At 34.0% G+C, this 17,761-nt stretch carries 15 protein-coding genes and 6 pseudogenes; 13 read left to right on the top strand and 8 right to left on the bottom strand.

The window, feature by feature from the left end; all coding sequences use genetic code 11:
* On the top strand, positions 1-311 hold a 311-nt coding region (locus AAGD99_RS08940; RefSeq protein ID WP_341823177.1), incomplete at its 5' end, for a PD-(D/E)XK nuclease family transposase.
* 575 nt (positions 312-886) lie between these two features.
* Positions 887-1,936 (top strand): Fic family protein, encoded by a 1,050-nt coding sequence (locus AAGD99_RS08935; RefSeq protein ID WP_341823174.1) that lies wholly within the window; start codon positions 887-889, stop codon positions 1,934-1,936.
* A gap of 166 nt (positions 1,937-2,102) precedes the next feature.
* Here AAGD99_RS08935 and AAGD99_RS08930 read toward each other — a convergent pair.
* A pseudogene (locus AAGD99_RS08930) lies at positions 2,103-2,871 on the bottom strand (IS5 family transposase).
* Positions 2,872-3,100: 229 nt separating this feature from the next.
* Here AAGD99_RS08930 and AAGD99_RS08925 point away from each other — a divergent pair.
* The 3 genes from AAGD99_RS08925 to AAGD99_RS08915 all read left to right on the top strand — a co-directional run bounded on the left by AAGD99_RS08925 (position 3,101) and on the right by AAGD99_RS08915 (position 5,138).
* Positions 3,101-3,787, top strand: a complete 687-nt coding sequence (locus AAGD99_RS08925; protein ID WP_341823173.1) for an AAA family ATPase — start codon at positions 3,101-3,103, stop codon at positions 3,785-3,787.
* Positions 3,768-4,040, top strand: a complete 273-nt coding sequence (locus AAGD99_RS08920) for a hypothetical protein (protein ID WP_341823172.1) — start codon at positions 3,768-3,770, stop codon at positions 4,038-4,040. The genes AAGD99_RS08925 and AAGD99_RS08920 overlap by 20 nt, the downstream gene beginning before the upstream one ends.
* A gap of 83 nt (positions 4,041-4,123) precedes the next feature.
* Positions 4,124-5,138, top strand: a protein-coding gene (locus AAGD99_RS08915) for an IS630 family transposase (protein ID WP_341822214.1) whose coding sequence is annotated in 2 segments (ribosomal slippage) — positions 4,124-4,588 and positions 4,590-5,138 — 1,014 coding nt in all. Because the reading frame shifts where the segments join, the coding sequence is not laid out codon by codon here.
* Positions 5,139-5,894: 756 nt separating this feature from the next.
* Here AAGD99_RS08915 and AAGD99_RS08910 read toward each other — a convergent pair.
* The 4 genes from AAGD99_RS08910 to AAGD99_RS08895 all read right to left on the bottom strand — a co-directional run bounded on the left by AAGD99_RS08910 (position 5,895) and on the right by AAGD99_RS08895 (position 7,110).
* Entirely contained in the window at positions 5,895-6,197 is a 303-nt protein-coding gene (locus AAGD99_RS08910; RefSeq protein ID WP_264735861.1) for a type II toxin-antitoxin system RelE family toxin, read from the bottom strand.
* The gene (locus tag AAGD99_RS08905; RefSeq protein ID WP_264735862.1) at positions 6,160-6,369 is read right to left on the bottom strand and encodes a DUF6290 family protein; all 210 of its coding nucleotides are present in this window, start codon (positions 6,367-6,369) and stop codon (positions 6,160-6,162) included. Before AAGD99_RS08905 ends, AAGD99_RS08910 begins: the two co-directional genes overlap by 38 nt.
* Positions 6,370-6,605: 236 nt before the next feature.
* Entirely contained in the window at positions 6,606-6,914 is a 309-nt protein-coding gene (locus AAGD99_RS08900) for a type II toxin-antitoxin system RelE/ParE family toxin (RefSeq protein WP_341823170.1), read from the bottom strand.
* Complete coding sequence (locus AAGD99_RS08895) at positions 6,895-7,110, bottom strand: hypothetical protein (protein WP_264735863.1); 216 nt, start codon at positions 7,108-7,110, stop codon at positions 6,895-6,897. Before AAGD99_RS08895 ends, AAGD99_RS08900 begins: the two co-directional genes overlap by 20 nt.
* Before the next feature lie 176 nt (positions 7,111-7,286).
* On the opposite strand from AAGD99_RS08895, the pseudogene AAGD99_RS08890 reads away from it, so the two are divergent.
* A pseudogene (locus AAGD99_RS08890) lies at positions 7,287-8,005 on the top strand (Rpn family recombination-promoting nuclease/putative transposase); the annotation flags it as partial.
* Positions 8,006-8,794: 789 nt separating this feature from the next.
* On the opposite strand, the gene AAGD99_RS08885 reads toward AAGD99_RS08890, so the two are convergent.
* Positions 8,795-9,809, bottom strand: a protein-coding gene (locus AAGD99_RS08885; protein WP_341822214.1) for an IS630 family transposase whose coding sequence is annotated in 2 segments (ribosomal slippage) — positions 8,795-9,343 and positions 9,345-9,809 — 1,014 coding nt in all. Because the reading frame shifts where the segments join, the coding sequence is not laid out codon by codon here.
* Between the two features lie 265 nt (positions 9,810-10,074).
* On the opposite strand from AAGD99_RS08885, the pseudogene AAGD99_RS08880 reads away from it, so the two are divergent.
* Positions 10,075-10,431: pseudogene (locus tag AAGD99_RS08880) on the top strand (DUF4143 domain-containing protein); the annotation flags it as partial.
* Between the two features lie 198 nt (positions 10,432-10,629).
* Here the strand turns inward: AAGD99_RS08880 and AAGD99_RS08875 are convergent.
* Positions 10,630-10,752, bottom strand: a complete 123-nt coding sequence (locus tag AAGD99_RS08875) for a hypothetical protein (protein ID WP_341823168.1) — start codon at positions 10,750-10,752, stop codon at positions 10,630-10,632.
* Between the two features lie 40 nt (positions 10,753-10,792).
* Here AAGD99_RS08875 and AAGD99_RS08870 point away from each other — a divergent pair, with 40 nt between their 5' ends.
* Positions 10,793-11,386, top strand: a complete 594-nt coding sequence (locus AAGD99_RS08870) for an RDD family protein (RefSeq protein WP_341823167.1) — start codon at positions 10,793-10,795, stop codon at positions 11,384-11,386.
* A gap of 180 nt (positions 11,387-11,566) precedes the next feature.
* On the opposite strand, the pseudogene AAGD99_RS08865 reads toward AAGD99_RS08870, so the two are convergent.
* Positions 11,567-11,734, bottom strand: a pseudogene (locus tag AAGD99_RS08865) (IS982 family transposase); the annotation flags it as partial.
* Positions 11,735-11,993: 259 nt separating this feature from the next.
* Here AAGD99_RS08865 and AAGD99_RS08860 point away from each other — a divergent pair.
* The 5 genes and pseudogenes from AAGD99_RS08860 to AAGD99_RS08840 form a co-directional block, all read left to right on the top strand.
* Complete coding sequence (locus AAGD99_RS08860; protein WP_341823166.1) at positions 11,994-13,529, top strand: hypothetical protein; 1,536 nt, start codon at positions 11,994-11,996, stop codon at positions 13,527-13,529.
* 96 nt (positions 13,530-13,625) lie between these two features.
* A complete protein-coding gene (locus AAGD99_RS08855; protein ID WP_341822222.1) occupies positions 13,626-14,645 on the top strand; it encodes an IS110 family transposase in 1,020 nt (339 codons plus the stop codon).
* 454 nt (positions 14,646-15,099) lie between these two features.
* Positions 15,100-15,603, top strand: a complete 504-nt coding sequence (locus AAGD99_RS08850; RefSeq protein ID WP_341823176.1) for a hypothetical protein — start codon at positions 15,100-15,102, stop codon at positions 15,601-15,603.
* An 85-nt stretch (positions 15,604-15,688) separates the two neighbouring features.
* Positions 15,689-16,510, top strand: a pseudogene (locus AAGD99_RS08845) (IS982 family transposase).
* A gap of 693 nt (positions 16,511-17,203) precedes the next feature.
* Positions 17,204-17,630 (top strand): annotated as a pseudogene (locus tag AAGD99_RS08840) (IS4 family transposase); the annotation flags it as partial.
* Positions 17,631-17,761 lie beyond the last annotated feature (131 nt).

The raw sequence follows: 17,761 nt of genomic DNA, 5'->3' as shown, positions 1-17,761 counted from the left end.
GTCGTAGGCGTGTAGGTAAGGTTACTTGCAAACATTACCTGAATGACTTTAGTTTTACTTTCATAGAACTACCAAAATTTCCAAAAACAAAAGAGGATCAACTAGAAAACATAGTTGAGAAATGGTGTTATTTTTTTCGATACGCAGCAGAAACAAGGGAAGAGGACCTGGATAAAATAGTTGGTAGCAATGTAATAATAAAACGAGCATATGAAGAGATGAACAAGCTTAGTTGGTCGGAAGAAGAATTACTAGCATATGAACAAGAGAAGAAACGCCTAATGGATGAGATGGCTGCTAATAAAATCTAAGAACTCACGCCAAGAAATTTTGTGCACATGAGTTAGTGAACAATTCATGCCTCATTAATTAGCTCGTTTGTAAGTTTGCAGACATACTTTGAGGTTTAAGTGTAATAGAAACACGGTGGCCATTTAAAGCGTTTTAAAAGGTTTTTATAGCGTTGTTTGTAATTAGGTAAATTAATAGCTTTATTCAGAAAATATCTGTAATACCCTTTAGAATTTGAATAAAAGGGTAAGTCTTAGTGTAAGCAAATCTGTATGGCAGACTTTTTCTTATTTAAGTGTTTGTGATATCAAAATACTAAAACATTAAAGTATTAAAATAGTAAAGTATCAGAATATTAAAATACTAAAATATCAAAATACTAAAATATCTTGACTCTAAATAGAAGTATGAGAAGACATCTGGATTAAAGTATGCTCTTAAAAGAAATTTGCCTTTTTTACTGGAAGATGTGGCAATTGAGCCAGCCAGAGAGTTTTGTGTATATGCAAAAAACTAATGAGAGAGCAACAATTTAAGAGTTTGCTAATAGGATATTTTCGAATATAATTGAGTATAATTGGATAAGAATACGGATATGTTTGATATTTCAAAAATTGAAATAACACCTGAAATACTAAAATTAGTTGCTGAGATTGATGAATTTAAAGGAGCATGGCAATTATTTGGTAATTTAGCTCCAGAACGTTTACAAATGCTCAAAAAAATTGCAACAATTGAAAGTATTGGTTCTTCTACTCGTATTGAAGGGGCAAAATTATCAGACCGTGAAGTTGAACAATTATTATCCAAACTTGATACACGCTCATTTCGTTCTCGGGATGAACAAGAAATAGCTGGGTATGCGTATGTGTGTGAGGAGGTATTTCAAAACTTTGAAACTATGCCGTTCACAGAAAACATCATAAAACAGTTTCATATCTGGCTTTTGCAATTTTCATATAAAGATCAAAGACACATGGGAGAATATAAGAAATTTCCCAATCATGTTGAAGCGTTTGATGAATCTGGAAAAAGCTTAGGCATAATTTTTGAAACAGCTTCTCCATTTGAAACGGTGATACAAATGCAAGAACTTATTTATTGGACTAGCCAGCAATTAGGAGTGAAATCGTCACACCCTCTATTAATTATTGGCATTTTTATAGTTACTTTTTTGGCCATCCACCCCTTTCAAGATGGAAATGGAAGGTTATCACGTATTCTTACAACTTTCTTGTTGCTAAAGTTAGGGTATACATACGTACCTTACAGTTCTCTTGAAAGTGTAATTGAAAGTAACAAGGAGAGTTATTACTTAGCTTTGCGTCGTACTCAACAATCTTTGAAAACGAGCGGCTATGATTTTAATCCATGGCTTATGTTTTTTTTAAGATCACTGCAAAAGCAAAAGTCTCATCTTGAGCAAAAGGTGTCACATGAAAAGGTATTAAATCTTTATTTACCACCACTTTCAGCCAAAATATTAGTTTTGCTTAGCAAACATGGACGTCTTACAATGAAGGATTTAGAAAATATTACTAAAGCAAACCGCAATACCTTAAAGAAGCATGTATCTAATCTTGTGAAGAGTAATTACATTACTCAGCATGGAAAAGGAAAAGCAACTTGGTATGTAAGCATTTAGTTAAAACGCAAAAAACTGTAGCTGAGCCAGAAAGGCTGGATAAATTAGCTAAGTGATGTAAGAGAAACCATCTTTTGTCCTGACGATATCTGCGATGTTGAAGAATGACGCTGTTTCCGTTCGAGCACCTTTTTCTTGTTTTAGTATGTGTGGTATAAGAACCTGTTCATAATCTTTTCAGGAGTAAGGCAGTGAAAGCCAGAACGACCATTTGTAGGCTAGTATTGAGTTTTCGCTCACAATTTTTCCACAATCTTCTACATTTTTCTAACCAAGCAAAAGATCGCTCCACAACCCATCTTTTGGGCAATACAACAAAGGAATGTAATTCATTTCTTTTTATCACTTCAACGGTTGCACCAATAATCGTTTTTATTTGAGTTGCAAAATTCTCTCCCGTATAGCCTGCATCAACCAGTACATTTTTAACTCCCGAGAGGTTTTCTTTTGCATTTTCTACCATTCTCACAGCACTGCTACGGTCAGTTATCTCTGCTGTTGTTACATAAATTGCATGCTTGCGTATCTACTGCAATATGGCCCTGAAATCTTTTTGCCTGCATCATAGCCTTTTTCTTCAGCAGTATCTGCATTTTTTACACTCTGTGCATCAATTATGCAGAAGCTGGTTTTTTCTTTCCGACCATTGTTTTGTCGCAACTATTTTTTTTTAACACCAGCTCCAGAACACTTTCTTTATTTGCATCTGGTTTTTCACTCCACTTCTTAAAATAGTCGTAACAATTGCGCCATTTTGGAAACTCTTTTGGTAGCATTCTCCACTGACAACCGCTTTTCAGAACGTATAATACTCCACAAAATACATCATACAAATCAAGTTTTCTTGGTTTTGTTTTTTTTCTACAGGACTCTAGATCTGGTAATATAATCTCAAATCTTTCCCAACTTATATCACTTGGGTATAAACTCCTCATATATCCTAACTTATATACATTATCTCTTAGTTTATTCCTTTCTTGAGATCATGTACAGGTTCTAAGACATTAAAGTATCTAAGTATCAAAATATCTAAATATTAAAGTATTCAAACATCAAAATATTTAAATATCAAAATACTAAAGTATCTAAGTATCAAAATACTAAAATATCTTGACTCTAAATATCGGAATATCATAATAGGCTATATCAATTAATGTAGGGGATATGATAATAGTTGTCGGTGGTCAAAAAGGGGGTAGCGGCAAAACAACTATAGCCACGAATATAGCGACGATGCGCGTCATGGAAAATAGAAATGTCCTTCTCTATGATATTGATCCGCAAAGGACAGCTACCTTATGGGTATCAAGACGAAGGGAGGACCAAAGTCTACCGGGAATTAGCATTAGTCGAGAGGTATTAGGTAAGCGAACAATTGATGTTGGTATAGTAATAATAAATCAACTACAAGCTTTACGGTCCGAACATCAAGAGGTTGTTGTTGATGTAGGTGGTGCTAATAATCAAGTATTGAGAGCTGCTTTGTCATTAGCTGACCTAGCTATATTTCCCATGGTTCCATCTGGATTTGATATGTGGACAATTGAAACTCTTAGCGATTTAGTTGCCGGTGCTCAAAGATGCAAGAAAAACTTTAACGCAAAAGTACTACTTAATAAAGTTAATACCAACCCAGTCACAGCTAAAAAAGAAATCGAAGAATGTGATGATTTTTTAAGTGATTTTGACAACCTAACAAGATTCGATAATTTTTTAAGTGAACGAATTGCGGTACGACGAGCCTCTAACGAAGGTATGGCAACTGTTGAATATAAACCAGCAGATTTAAAGGCATCTGAGGAAATCAAATCTATTTATAAGGAGGTCTTAAATGCCCGAGTTACAGCCTAAAAAAAGAAGAAAAAAACCTACATTTCCAGAAGGTGAATTTAATGAGATACCTAGTGATTCTGCTGTAAGTTATACAAATGAGGATCAAAAGAGTTTTGTTAAAGAAATGGAGGAACCACGACGACTAATAACGGCAAAAATACCACTTAGTTTATATAAGAAACTAAGAGAAACAGCCTTTAAAACAGAAGATAAAATCACTCGTATCATAATCAAAGCTGCAGAAGAGTACATTAAAGCCTTAGAGAAATAATATGTAATACCAATTCCTAAAAATAAATAGACGAATAAAGAAAAATTTCTAAAATAGAATAATTTAAGAATTAGTGGGGAGTTATGGCAGGAAAAAGTAAAGCAATAGGAGAAGAATTATATAATAAGTGTAACCTGGAATTAAAGAAGCACGGCATAAGAGGAGAGATAGGAAGAAGATTACAGGCAATAATATCTGCAAAAGAATATGGAATAACAAAAGTTGCTCAAATATACCGAATTACTAGAACTACATTGATGAAGTGGATTACAAGATTTAAGGAAGGAGGAGTCAATGCGTTTAAAATACAACCAGGACGTGGAGTAAAGCCGAAGTTGAGCTACAAGCAGCAAGAAGAAATTAAAAATGTCATAGCAGAAGAAGGAGCCAACCTAACGGCTAAGAAATTAAAAATCATAATTGAGAAAATGTTTTCTATTGAGGTAAGTAAGTCTACAGCACATAGACTGATGCAAAAGTTAGGTTTTTCGTATATTACTCCAAGGCCTGTGCACAATAAACAGGATAAAAATAAACAAGAAGAGTTTAAAAAAAAATCTTAATGAAACTATTGTCACGTATCCCGAAAAAGAGCTATTTTTCTTCGATGAGTCGCGGTTTGGCACACATTCAAAGATTGGACACGGGTGGTTTAAAAAAGGCATTAGGACACAGGTTAAGGTAAAATTAGGTAGGCAAAACTTTTATCTCTATAGTGCAGTTAATCCTAGAAATGGAGAGAGTTCTAGCTTATTCGTACCAAACGTCAATACTGATTGTATGAATATATTCCTTGAGCAGATGTCACAATATTTAGGAACAAGGGAGGCATTTCTTGTTGTGGATTGTGCAGGATGGCATAGATCCAAAGGTTTAAAAATACCACAAAATATTACCTTAATCTATTTACCTCCATATTCACCAGAGTTAAATCCAGTAGAGCGTTTATGGCAATATTTGAAAGACAATCTCATTAAAAATAGAATATATGACTCTGTTAGTTTATTGGAGGATACTGTATGTGCATTCATTCGTAATATTACGGAAAGTTCGATCAAAACCATTTGTTCTGTGAGTTATTTGCCTACTTATTTATGAGATTTGGTATTAGAGGTAGTATGCCTATGCGCCCTGAAATAGAGAAAAATTTTAAGACCCTGTTAGTACACTTTGCAGGTTCTTGAAGATATCTCAGGATCAAAAATAGCGCCCTTTAGCTAGAAATGCCCTATGAAAACTAGATTTTCTAAAGATACGTGCATGTTTTGTAATAGTTGTTTTACCAGACTCTGTAATGCCCAAAGCAGTTAGAAAATCCTTCTAAGACTGGGGTTATAGAGCGTAAGTACATAAATTGAATTTTATAGTTTCAATATGCAAGAAAAGGTTAAAGATGGCAACACTTACACGAACATTATGATTTGAAAACAGGGTTTTGCACAAAAAAACAAGGCTTGCTGAACTTCCTACAAAAACATAGTTGATCTCTCTGGAATTAAGTAGTTTATCACTTAAACAACTAATTTTATATCTTCATCAACGTCCATCGACCCTGAGCCCTCCTTCCTGATCCATTCTCTACCTTAAACCGGAGGCTCCTCAAACTCTAAATCTTGTTTTCGTCGCCTCTCCCCTAATTATATACTATATTATATATAAAATATAATATAGTATATAATTTATAGGGGGGTAACCAAAAAAATGAGCTTTTTTTGAGCTGAGCAAAGCCACCTAAGGTAGAGAATGGATCAGGAAGGAGTGGTGTATAAAATATATTTAATGTTTATAGAATATCTTCTAATTGAAACAGGAAAAGTGGTTACGTAAAAAATATATATATGTTTATAGAATGTTTTAATCTCCGTAAATGTATTCTCTATGCTCTATTGCAGTAATTATTACTATACGTTCTGATTTAATTACTCGATAGATCAAGCGGTAATCACCTGTTCGTATTCTACGGTATCCTTTGAATTCACCAAGCAAGGGATCCCCTGACTTCTCAGGGGAAAGCGTAAGGCGCTCTTTTACAATTTCTTTTATCCTTGACCATATTGTCTTAGGAAGGTTTGGAATATCTTTGTGAACTACATTTTCCTCATAACAGATTAAGTAATTATCACCAGTTGATGTCTTCATGCCTAATGAATTTTGCATTTCGAGTGTCGCGTTGAACAGCGAGTTTGGCTATCGCCATATCTTCTTCATTTTCAATTGCTTCTTGTATAAACTGCTCTGCTAGCTCTTGAACTGATTGGTTTTTTACTTTAGCTAGACGAGCAAGATCTTTTAAAACTTTTTCACTAATATTAACGCCTGAATCTGCCATATGTTTTACCAAAGTCTACTACTATAGCAATTTTACAACATCTTTCTAAATTTTTCAATAAAGAAAATAGTATATAATTTATAGGGGGGTGTACCAAAAAAATGAGTTTTTTTTGAGCTGAGCGAAGCCACCTAAGGTGGAGAATGGATCAGGAAGGAGTGGTGTATAAAATATATTTAATGTTTATAGAATATCTTCTAATTGACACAGGAAAAGTGATTACGTAAAAAATATATTTAATGCCTACTAAGTATCTTCCTAGCCTTCTCGTAAATGGTATCTCTGTGTCCTATTGCAACGATGGTTACTTTGTGTTCTACAGTGTTTACGCGATATATAATGCGATAATTACTAACTCTTAGCCTTTTGTGTCCTTTTAAGCTATGATGTAGCGGCTCACCAAGTTTTATTGGATCAACTGTAAGTCGCTCTCTTATCGCTTTTTTGATTCCTGTCTTTATATTCTCTGGTAAGGATGGTATATCCTCCTCACGAACACGCTTGAGGTATTTGATGGTATATGGTTTATTCCCAGACGTCTTCACTATCTTCTATTTCTTCTGCACCATCAACGTCATACTCATTAGCAACTGCAGATAACAGAATATCTTCTTCTTCAAGTTCAATTGCCTCTTTGATTAGCCTTTCTGCTAGCTCTTGAGCAGACTGGTTGGAAAGTTTAGCTAAATCAGCAAGATGCTGTGAAGTTTCTTTACTGAGAGCTATACTAGCGTTTGCCATAAGTTTTACCAAAGTCTACTAATAATTATACAGCATTTTTTTTAATTTTTCAATAAAGAAAATGAATTAGGAAAGATGCCTGTATAGGAATACATAATATAACTGTGTAGCAAAAATAAGATTTCTATTTGTAGAAAGTAGTGTATAACCGTTAATATTTTTCGGGCATTTTTACTATGGCTTTGTTAAAATTTCTTGATGCACGAACCGATTGCGCTTTCAAGAGAATATTCGGTACTGAGAGGAATAAAGACATCCTCATTCATTTTCTCAATGATATTTTAGGCTTTACTGGTTTGGCTACTATCCAGAATGTTCAATTTTTAGCTGCCATTTTGGATTTTGAGATTGCCGCTAAAGAGCAGGGCATTTTTGATGTTCTTTGTGAGGACTCTCAAGGTTCCAGTTATATTGTTAAAATGGCATTCACTAAGACCAAAGGTTTTGAGAAATGTGCCCAATATTATGCTGCTAAAACTTACGTAAACCAAATAGATATAGATAAAGTAGATCAAGAGTATCATAAACTCAAGAAAGTTATCTTTATAACTGTTGCTGATTGTATTATTTTTCCAAACAAGAATGAGTACAAGTCAGATCATGCTATTCTAGGTAAGGTTACTTGCAAACATTACCTGAATGACTTTAGTTTTACTTTCATAGAACTACCAAAATTTCCAAAAACAAAAGAGGATCAACTAGAAAACATAGTTGAGAAATGGTGTTATTTTTTTCGATACGCAGCAGAAACAAGGGAAGAGGACCTGGATAAAATAGTTGGTAGCAATGTAATAATAAAACGAGCATATGAAGAGATGAACAAGCTTAGTTGGTCGGAAGAAGATTACTAGCATATGAACAAGAGAAGAAACGCCTAATGGATGAGATGGCTGCTAATAAAATCTAAGAACTCACGCCAAGAAATTTTGTGCACATGAGTTAGTGAACAATTCATGCCTCATTAATTAGCTCGTTTGTAAGTTTGCAGACATACTTTGAGGTTTAAGTGTAATAGAAACACGGTGGCCATTTAAAGCGTTTTAAAAGGTTTTTATAGCGTTGTTTGTAATTAGGTAAATTAATAGCTTTATTCAGAAAACATCTGTAATACCCTTTAGAATTTGAATAAAAGGGTAAGTCTTAGTGTAAGCAAATCTGTATGGCAGACTTTTTCTTATTTAAGTGTTTGTGATATCAAAATACTGAAACATTAAAGTATCAAAACACTAAAATATCAAAATATCAAAATATTAAAGTACTAAAGTATCAAAATATTAAAGTACTAAAGTATCAAAATACTAAAATATCTTGACTCTAAATATCGGAATAGAATTAAAGTAGGGAATAGTTGTCGGTGGTCAAAAAGGTGGCAGTGGCAAAACAACCATAGCGACGATGTGCGTCATGGAAAATAGAAATAACCTTTACTACACCCAGTGTACAGGATTTTTAATTTTTCAATAAAGAAAGGAAGGAGGGCTATATAATCTCTATTGTATAAATTACTCATAAATCTCAATGGTAATGAAACAAATTAAAAAGAGCGCCTTTTTGCCTATAGATGGGGATTTGAGCGAATTTGTGATATTTGCCTTCCCAATAACGAAGTTGGTATTAGATATGCAGAGGTTAATATAAATGCATTGTTGAACTTAACACTCCTCCGACAATGTTATACCAAATCTCATAAATAAGTAGGCAAATAACTCACAGAACAAATGGTTTTGATCGAACTTTCCGTAATATTACGAATGAATGCACATACAGTATCCTCCAATAAACTAACAGAGTCATATATTCTATTTTTAATGAGATTGTCTTTCAAATATTGCCATAAACGCTCTACTGGATTTAACTCTGGTGAATATGGAGGTAAATAGATTAAGGTAATATTTTGTGGTATTTTTAAACCTTTGGATCTATGCCATCCTGCACAATCCACAACAAGAAATGCCTCCCTTGTTCCTAAATATTGTGACATCTGCTCAAGGAATATATTCATACAATCAGTATTGACGTTTGGTACGAATAAGCTAGAACTCTCTCCATTTCTAGGATTAACTGCACTATAGAGATAAAAGTTTTGCCTACCTAATTTTACCTTAACCTGTGTCCTAATGCCTTTTTTAAACCACCCGTGTCCAATCTTTGAATGTGTGCCAAACCGCGACTCATCGAAGAAAAATAGCTCTTTTTCGGGATACGTGACAATAGTTTCATTAAGATTTTTTTTTAAACTCTTCTTGTTTATTTTTATCCTGTTTATTGTGCACAGGCCTTGGAGTAATATACGAAAAACCTAACTTTTGCATCAGTCTATGTGCTGTAGACTTACTTACCTCAATAGAAAACATTTTCTCAATTATGATTTTTAATTTCTTAGCCGTTAGGTTGGCTCCTTCTTCTGCTATGACATTTTTAATTTCTTCTTGCTGCTTGTAGCTCAACTTCGGCTTTACTCCACGTCCTGGTTGTATTTTAAACGCATTGACTCCTCCTTCCTTAAATCTTGTAATCCACTTCATCAATGTAGTTCTAGTAATTCGGTATATTTGAGCAACTTTTGTTATTCCATATTCTTTTGCAGATATTATTGCCTGTAATCTTCTTCCTATCTCTCCTCTTATGCCGTGCTTCTTTAATTCCAGGTTACACTTATTATATAATTCTTCTCCTATTGCTTTACTTTTTCCTGCCATAACTCCCCACTAATTCTTAAATTATTCTATTTTAGAAATTTTTCTTTATTCGTCTATTTATTTTTAGGAATTGGTATCAGTTTATCTGATTCCTATAAATGTTAATTCAGCTATTTTAAAGGTAGAATACCCTGGGTTACATAGCCTTAACATGCACCCACTGGCTAGTTATATCCAAACCTACATTGAGCGAGATGTTCGACAACTTAAAAATATTGAGAATATTGCAAACCTTCCTCAACAGGTCGAGTAGCTTAATTTATCATCTTTTGCTCAAGATTGTGGCATTTCTCATACAACCGTGCGACAATGGCTGAATATTTTGGAAGCTAGTTACCTAATATTTTTTCTTCAACCATTTCACCAAAGTTTCAACAAGCGTTTAATCAAGATGCCAAAGTTATACTTCTATGACACTGGTCTTGCTTGTACGCTCCTTGGCCTTGAAAAGGAGAATCAACTAGAAACACACTACCTTAAAGGAGCTCTGTTTGAAAATTTGATTGTTTTGGAGATTTTCAAGAGGCGCCTCAATCAGGGGTTACCTGCTAATCTATATTTTTGGCGTGACCGAACGGGACACGAAGTAGATTTATTAGCAGAATGGGGTGGATGCTATTGAAATTAAGCACGCTTCAGAGTGATTTTTTTTAAAATGTACAGTATTTCTGTGAACTCTCTCAAACAGCTAAGGGGTTATACAGGTCAGCAGACACGCAAAAGTTAAACTTGTGCCAATAAATGAAATAGATCAACTTACCCAGTTGCTCGGTTGAAAGCAAGAGAAGACAAGGAGCAGCAAACAAACAATTTTTATTATTTAATTGCTAGTCTGATATGTTATACCAATTCTCAATAATAATGAGACAAATGAAAAAGAGTGCTTTCCGCCTATAACTGGAGGTTTAAGTGAATTTATCGTATATTCTATTTGTCTTCCCAATAACGAAGTTTGGTATTAGGCAATCGTGTTGGGTACAAAAATGGATAACTATGCGGGAATTAATAAACGTGTTATAGCGTTTATAGTTGATCAAATAATATTTCCTGTCTTTTTTCTATTCATTTTGTCCATATCATCAGGTGAGACCTTTACTGAACTTGTTAATGTTGTCTTCAGTTATACTGATACAGACTTTTTAGTGCAAGAAGGAGTATTAGGAATATTACTGCTTATAGTATTGGAAACATTAATGATAGCAAAACTTGGCTGGACTCCAGGAAAGTTGTTATGTGGCATATACATAAAAGATGCAAATACACTTGAAAATATTGCTTTAATGCAAGTAGTGATAAGAAGCACTCTTAAGATGCTTTTGTTGGCACCTTTCTGTATTTCTGAGTGGTTTTTAATGTTACCAGTCTTGGTTTTAATATTTGCAGTATTTGATAAACGCAAGCAGTTCTTCCACGATAAAATTGCAAAAACAGTAGTAATAGATTACAGACCTGAAAAATGCCACTTAAATTTAAACTGCGTGGAAATAACTAGGCGTGTTATAGCATATATTATTGACAGTCTTATACCAAACTTCGTTATTGGGAAGACAAATAGAATATACGATAAATTCACTTAAACCTCCAGTTATAGGCGGAAAGCACTCTTTTTCATTTGTCTCATTATTATTGAGAATTGGTATTACTATTATGGGAACTTCTTTAGTCTATTTAATTCTTGTAGGAGTGATTTTTCACATTGCTGGATTTAAATTATTCATTACACGTAGTTGCTTATTTTTTTTGCTACCAATAGTATTTGGAGTATTCATGATAAGTAGAATTATTGTGATAATTTCAGAATACTTTATTTCTGGTACTCTGGTAGGTTTTTTACCACTTGACAATAGTATGTTTGCAAAATTTTCATCTATTGTTTTACAATAATCATCTACAAAACAGAACAATTCTGTTATATTCTTATTCATTGGGTAACCTCCTATTATCGCTAAAATACTGGAGTTTACCCTCTTTTCCCCTCCTCTCTTACTATTTTTCTAATCCATAGTTAGCGTCTTAAGGGTATTACCTCTTATGAATTTATATGTTATCAGTGCTCCAGAATTATTTATACTAAATCCTCTTCACCACACTCTTGAACCATGCAGCTAAACATACAAATTAATAAATTATTATAATTTTTACTAAGATACTAATATAGTTAAGATTTAATAGTGAGGTATCAAAATGAAAAAATACACTAATGCATGGTTAAAGACTGACTCAAATAATCACGATTGTGCAAATGATGGCACCTGCGGGCAATCTATAAGGGATTTTAGGATTGATGATTCTAATATTTTCTTCCATGATGGCGATGGAAAAACGATTGCACAGATACCTTATTTGCCTGGTAGATTCCCTAGTAAGTACAATAATAATTTATATAACGAGACATTTCAACAAAAATTTAATAAGTGTACAATTCCAAAAAAGATTCAAGATCTATTGCCTAATCAATTTAATTTTGAATATGGAAAGTTGAATTGCGTAATACATTATGACGATGTATCGCAACGGGAGCAAGATCAAATAAAGCTTGATATTCAAAATGCTTATGAGGCATATAAAGCAAAGTTTTGTATAAATAGTGATACTCAAGTTACTGTGAATACCTATATTCTTAATAATGATCTTGATTATGAGAAATATGGCACTTTGGTTCCTGGGTTTTCAAAGAGTCAATCTTCGCTAAATAATTCTTTGGGGATAACAAATGGAGAAAGCATATTGCTCCATAAAGCTAGTGGTATGGACAAAGTTTTGGCTCATGAATTCGCTCATGTGTTTCAATTGAAGTTTTCCACAGCAGAGGTAAGGCAATTAGACGATGCAAATAGAGAGCTAATGGCAAATGCCATTGGACTGGAGGTAGAAGAAAAAAACCATGAGGTGATAGAAAAAAACTACAAAGCCCTTTGTGAACAAAAAGGTGTAGATGAATATAAAGATTTTGGATCGCGGGTTGATTTTAAATACAAAGGTACAACTTGTACTATATACCGCCAGAACCTTTCAGAAGAAGAAGAACTTCAAATTATAAAAAATGTCAAGAATGTTTGTGGACTAATAGATTGGTATAAAGATTTTGGATCGTGGTTTATTTTTGAATACAAAGGTACAACTTGTACTATATACCGCCAGAACCTTTCAGGAGAAGAAGAAGAACTTCAAATTATAAAAAATGTCATGAATGTTTGTGGACTAGTAGATCAATATACAGAATATAACCGGGAGTCTCAATATGGACAGAGGTTTCAAATTGAATACAAAGGTACAACTTGTACTATATACCGCCAGAACCTTTCAGAAGAAGAAAAACTTCAAGTTATACAAAATCTCAAGAAGAATGTTTGTGGACTAGTAGATGCATATAAAGATCATGGACTAGTAGATGAATATACAGATCGTAGAGGTGCATGGACGGATCATAAGTTTGTAGATCGTGATGGACGGCTGTTTGAACTTGAATACAAAGGCGTCTTTTATTTAGTACAACACAAGAACCTTTCAGAAGAAGAAAAATTTCAAATTATACAGGATATCAGGAGCTCTTATGAGTCGCTTGTTAGTCAATGTGATAGATTAGGGAAAAAGTATGAAAGTTTAGTAGTGATTGAAGTTGATAAAAGTAAGGACATAGATATAATATATTGTTATGATCTCAAGGATGGTACACTCAAAGAGTTAGATAAGACACATACTGTAATTGCTATTGAATGATGGAGAGACATACTCCATTATTTTAGCACGAAGTAACAAGTTCAATAGAATTAGTTCTTCAAAAATAATTTAAACTTTTACAGTAGGAGCAGTCTTATGAAATATTATAGTGGATTAGATGTCTCACTCAAGGAAACTTTTATCAGTATCGTTGATGAGAAAGGAAAAATTGTTAAAGAAGAAGTTATTGTAAGTGAAAGCAGTACAATAGCGGAGTATTTGCTTAGTCAAAGCAAAAAATATGAAGCAATAGGGATAGAAAGTGGACAACTATCAATATCAATGTGCAAAGAATTGAGGAGATTTGGATTGCCAGTAACTTGTGTAGATGCAAGGCATATGGCAGCAGCATTGTCTGCAAGAATCAATAAGAATGATAAAAATGATGCAAGAGGTATAGCACAAATGATGAGAGTTGGGCTATTTAAAGAGGTATTAGTAAAGTCAGATGAAGCTTGTCAGATTAAAATAATGCTTGGAAGCAGAAGACAATTAACACGTAGCAGAGAGAAAATTGAGGGAACAATAAGAGGATTATTAAAAATATACGGGATAAAAATTGATCAGCGTGCCAGATCTACAAGTTTCATTTTAAAAGTGCAAGAAATAATTAATGAGCTAGATGAAATTAGCAAGAACTCAATTGAAGCATTAGTACATAGCTTAGAAACAATAGAAGAATCGATAAGAAAACTTGACAAAATGCTCTCAGAGCAAGGTAAAAAAGATGAGGATTGTAAATTATTAACTACTGTTCCAGGAGTTGGTATTATAGTAGCAATGACATACAAAGCTGCGATAGATGATGCATATAGGTTTGAAACATCTTATGCAGTTGGAGCCTATATGGGATTGAGCCCAAGACAGTACGCTTCTGGAGAGATTGATCGGCATGGAAGTATATCAAAAATGGGACCAGTAGAATGTAGGAATGTGTTGTACGAAGCAGCACAAGTCTTACTGGTAAAATGTAAAAGGAAATTTAAATTGAGAAGCTGGGGATTGAGGCTTGCAAAAAAGAAGGGTATGAAGAAAGCAATTGTTGCCGTAGCGCGGAAGTTGTCTGTAATTATGCATAGGATGTTGGTTAGTAAAACAGAATTCTGTTATCAATAAATGCAAAAAGTAGATAATTTGATGTAAAGTAAAGATAGCAATGCCGATGGAAGGGATAAGCAAGATCCTAGGTTGAAGCATAGACTTCGTAAGACACATGTTGCCGTCCACTTCCGCCTAACAAGTATAGTGCGGCTTGGCTAAAATACAAATTAGCCATATCAGACCGCGGAGAGAACCATGGAAGCATGCTATTTTAACTTATATTAAGACTATGGAGGGAAAGAATGATACCTTAGTTTTTATAAGCTTAATGAATATGTGGATAAATACTTTAAATGTGTGTGGCGTATTTATCCACATATTCATTGGCTGCATAATTTAAAAGAGATTAATTAGAAATTTAGTGCTGGTGTTTTGATTGCCAATAAAACCCCTTTTGATTGAATAAGATAATACGATAGTAAATAAAAGGTTGTATCAGACCTGAGTTTTACATCAAAAAATATTTTTCATGATACAAAAAATTATTATTGACTTTCATGCAATTAGAGAACTTATAAGCAGAAGTAAACCTGAACAAGAGGTGGATGAAGTAGAAAACGAAAGTCCAAAACCAGAAAAGGGATCTGAAGTAACAATTAATGAAGATGCAGGCTCAGAAAAAGAAGAACAGAGTAAGGCAGAAAACGAAAGTCCAAAACCAGAAAAGGGACCTGAAGTAACAATTAATGAAGATGCAGGCTCAGAAAAAGAAGAACAGAGTAAGGCAGAAGAGGAAAAAAGTAGCCAACAAGATACTCAGCAACCCAGTAACTTCCTATCCAATATTATTTTTTCAGCAATAAAATTCATTATTGATTCTATCTCACCGTTCTCTTCATGGTTATATTGGTCTAAAGAGGAAGAACCTAATCAACAAGAAGAACCTAATCAACAAAATGACAATGTTGCAGAAAATTTTGTAAACAATCATCACTTATCAGATGATTATCACCCAACTGATGAGTTCATGTAACCCCAGTTGCGGATTAGAAAGCAGTGAAAAAGCCAGGAAAATAGGGTAACCTCCGTAAATTATTCACAAAATAGAGAGGTTACCCATGAATAAAAATATAACAGAATTATTTTGCCTGATCGACGATTTTTGCAATTCAGTTGACAAAAATTTTGCAGAAAAACTTCTACCAAGTGGCAAAAAACCAACCAGGAGGCCAGAGATTACGCATTCAGAGATTTTTACCATAATATTGCTATATCAAGTGCGACAATTTTAAAATTTTCTATGTGCATTATTTGAAATTATTATACGAATCAGCGTTTCCAAAATTTCCATCCTATAGTAGGTTTATTAGGCTAAAATCGCGGGTTTTATGGTATTTAGCGCTCTTAATGCAATGGTTTTGCGAACAGTCAAAAGTGACAGGGATTTCGTACATAGATGCAACATCTATCGCTGTTTACCATCCAAAAAGGACCTCGAGAAACAAAGTTTTCAAAGGGTTGGCAAAGATTGGAAAGACTACCTATGGGTGGTTTTTCGGTACATCTAGTAATCAACGAAACTGGCGAAATTCAAGGGGTTACGGTGACAAAAGGCAACGTTGATACCTGTGCCAAATTTAACTCAGAAATTGACTGGATTATTGTTTAGAGATAAAGGATATATCAAAAAAGATCTTTTTCACGAATTATTCGATAGAGGGTTAAAGCTTGTAACCAGTATAAAAAAGGGTATGCAAAACTCATTAATGGCGCTAAATGAGAAGATTTTGTTAAGAAAAAGATCGATTATTGAGACAGTTTTTGGCTCTCTGAAAAACAAATTTGAGATTGAGCATACTCGCCACAGATCAACGGTAAATTTTTTGGTACACATCTTTTCTACGCTTGTTTCATATTCCATGCAGCCGCTGCATTTCTAAGCTTTACTTCGTTGGCTAATCCGCAACTGGGGTATGTAGTGTAAGAGCTTGTCCGGAAACTAATAAAAGGCTATAATATCTGAAATTTTAGTATGGGGTAAAGATGAGAAAAAAGTATCCAACAGATCTAAGTGAAAGGTAGACCGGCCGATTCCAAGAAAAATTGTTCTCGTGCGATCCGATAGTCATGAAATCGTGATGGTTAAATTACATCCGCCCTAACATCGGGTTGAAATCATAATCCACACTTTGGAAAAGTGGCGATTTTCTAGGGTGCAAGCATGGATTAAAAAGGGATAATATTAAACTTTGTAATAAATCCCCCTAAGAAAGTTAGATATGGTTACGAAAGGAACTTATGTCTGAATTGTCGTTAGTTTTGATATGCGAAATAAAGTTGATACGCATAAACCAAAAGGTACGGAGGAATGAATAATTGGAATGAGAGCGTCCAATTAAGATGTTTTTCAATCTCCCGGCAAATAGTAAGAACCTAAGTCTTCTAAGAAACTTCCGTATCCGTTCAGGCAATGGCGTCAACTTAAGGAAAAATATCAGTGATTGTGTATAAAATTTCTCTCTAAATTTTTTATCATTAAATTATCCAAAGAGTGCAATAAACAGCACTTTTGTTTCTGTTTTATTTCAACAAAGAAGTCTAAAATGTGTCCTTTTTAGGTGAAACATGCAAAGCTGATTACCTCACTTTTTGACCGAGAAAAATTTACTTTGGAAGATACCAGCAAAGCTTATGTATTAAGGTGGCACATAGAGGAGTGCTATAAACGGCTCAAAATAGGTGCAGAATTAGAGAATTTTTCTGGAGAGGCTGTATTACAAGAATTTTGGGCGAACTTAGTTATGTGTAATATATTATCGCTTCATATGTGTGATGCACAAGGGCCTTGGAACCCAGATCAAATTACTGAGTATCGTTTAAATTTTTCAGTTTTATTTGGTGTGATGAGACAGAAACTTTATCAAGTGCTTGTTGCGCCAAAAAACTTTCAAGCCCTTTTTAAGTATACGCGCTAAAGTTAAAATCCGACCAGGACGACTGTATAGCCACAATAAAGTGGATAAGCCTAAACGTCATCACGTTTTTAGGAGAGTTTGCTAATGGAGGCTCTTAAGTTGACGCCATTGCCTGAACGGATACAAAAAATTATGCTTTACATAGCATAAAATTTACAGTAAACCTATTGAAAGGAGAATCCTCGCGATGAAAGAAAATCATTAAATTTTAGAAGA

Source organism: Wolbachia endosymbiont (group A) of Clivina fossor (assembly GCF_964026865.1).
Lineage (GTDB): Bacteria > Pseudomonadota > Alphaproteobacteria > Rickettsiales > Anaplasmataceae > Wolbachia.
The sequence above is the reverse complement of the archived record's forward strand: the minus strand, read 5'-3'. Positions and strand labels throughout refer to the sequence as shown.

Coding starts and splice junctions, on each gene's coding strand:
- AAGD99_RS08935 (WP_341823174.1), top strand. CDS start 887: ATGTTTGATATTTCAAAAATTGAAATAACACCTGAAATACTAAAATTA.
- AAGD99_RS08925 (WP_341823173.1), top strand. CDS start 3,101: ATGATAATAGTTGTCGGTGGTCAAAAAGGGGGTAGCGGCAAAACAACT.
- AAGD99_RS08920 (WP_341823172.1), top strand. CDS start 3,768: ATGCCCGAGTTACAGCCTAAAAAAAGAAGAAAAAAACCTACATTTCCA.
- AAGD99_RS08910 (WP_264735861.1), bottom strand. CDS start 6,197: ATGCAAAATTCATTAGGCATGAAGACATCAACTGGTGATAATTACTTA.
- AAGD99_RS08905 (WP_264735862.1), bottom strand. CDS start 6,369: ATGGCAGATTCAGGCGTTAATATTAGTGAAAAAGTTTTAAAAGATCTT.
- AAGD99_RS08895 (WP_264735863.1), bottom strand. CDS start 7,110: ATGGCAAACGCTAGTATAGCTCTCAGTAAAGAAACTTCACAGCATCTT.
- AAGD99_RS08870 (WP_341823167.1), top strand. CDS start 10,793: ATGGATAACTATGCGGGAATTAATAAACGTGTTATAGCGTTTATAGTT.
- AAGD99_RS08860 (WP_341823166.1), top strand. CDS start 11,994: ATGAAAAAATACACTAATGCATGGTTAAAGACTGACTCAAATAATCAC.
- AAGD99_RS08855 (WP_341822222.1), top strand. CDS start 13,626: ATGAAATATTATAGTGGATTAGATGTCTCACTCAAGGAAACTTTTATC.
- AAGD99_RS08850 (WP_341823176.1), top strand. CDS start 15,100: ATGATACAAAAAATTATTATTGACTTTCATGCAATTAGAGAACTTATA.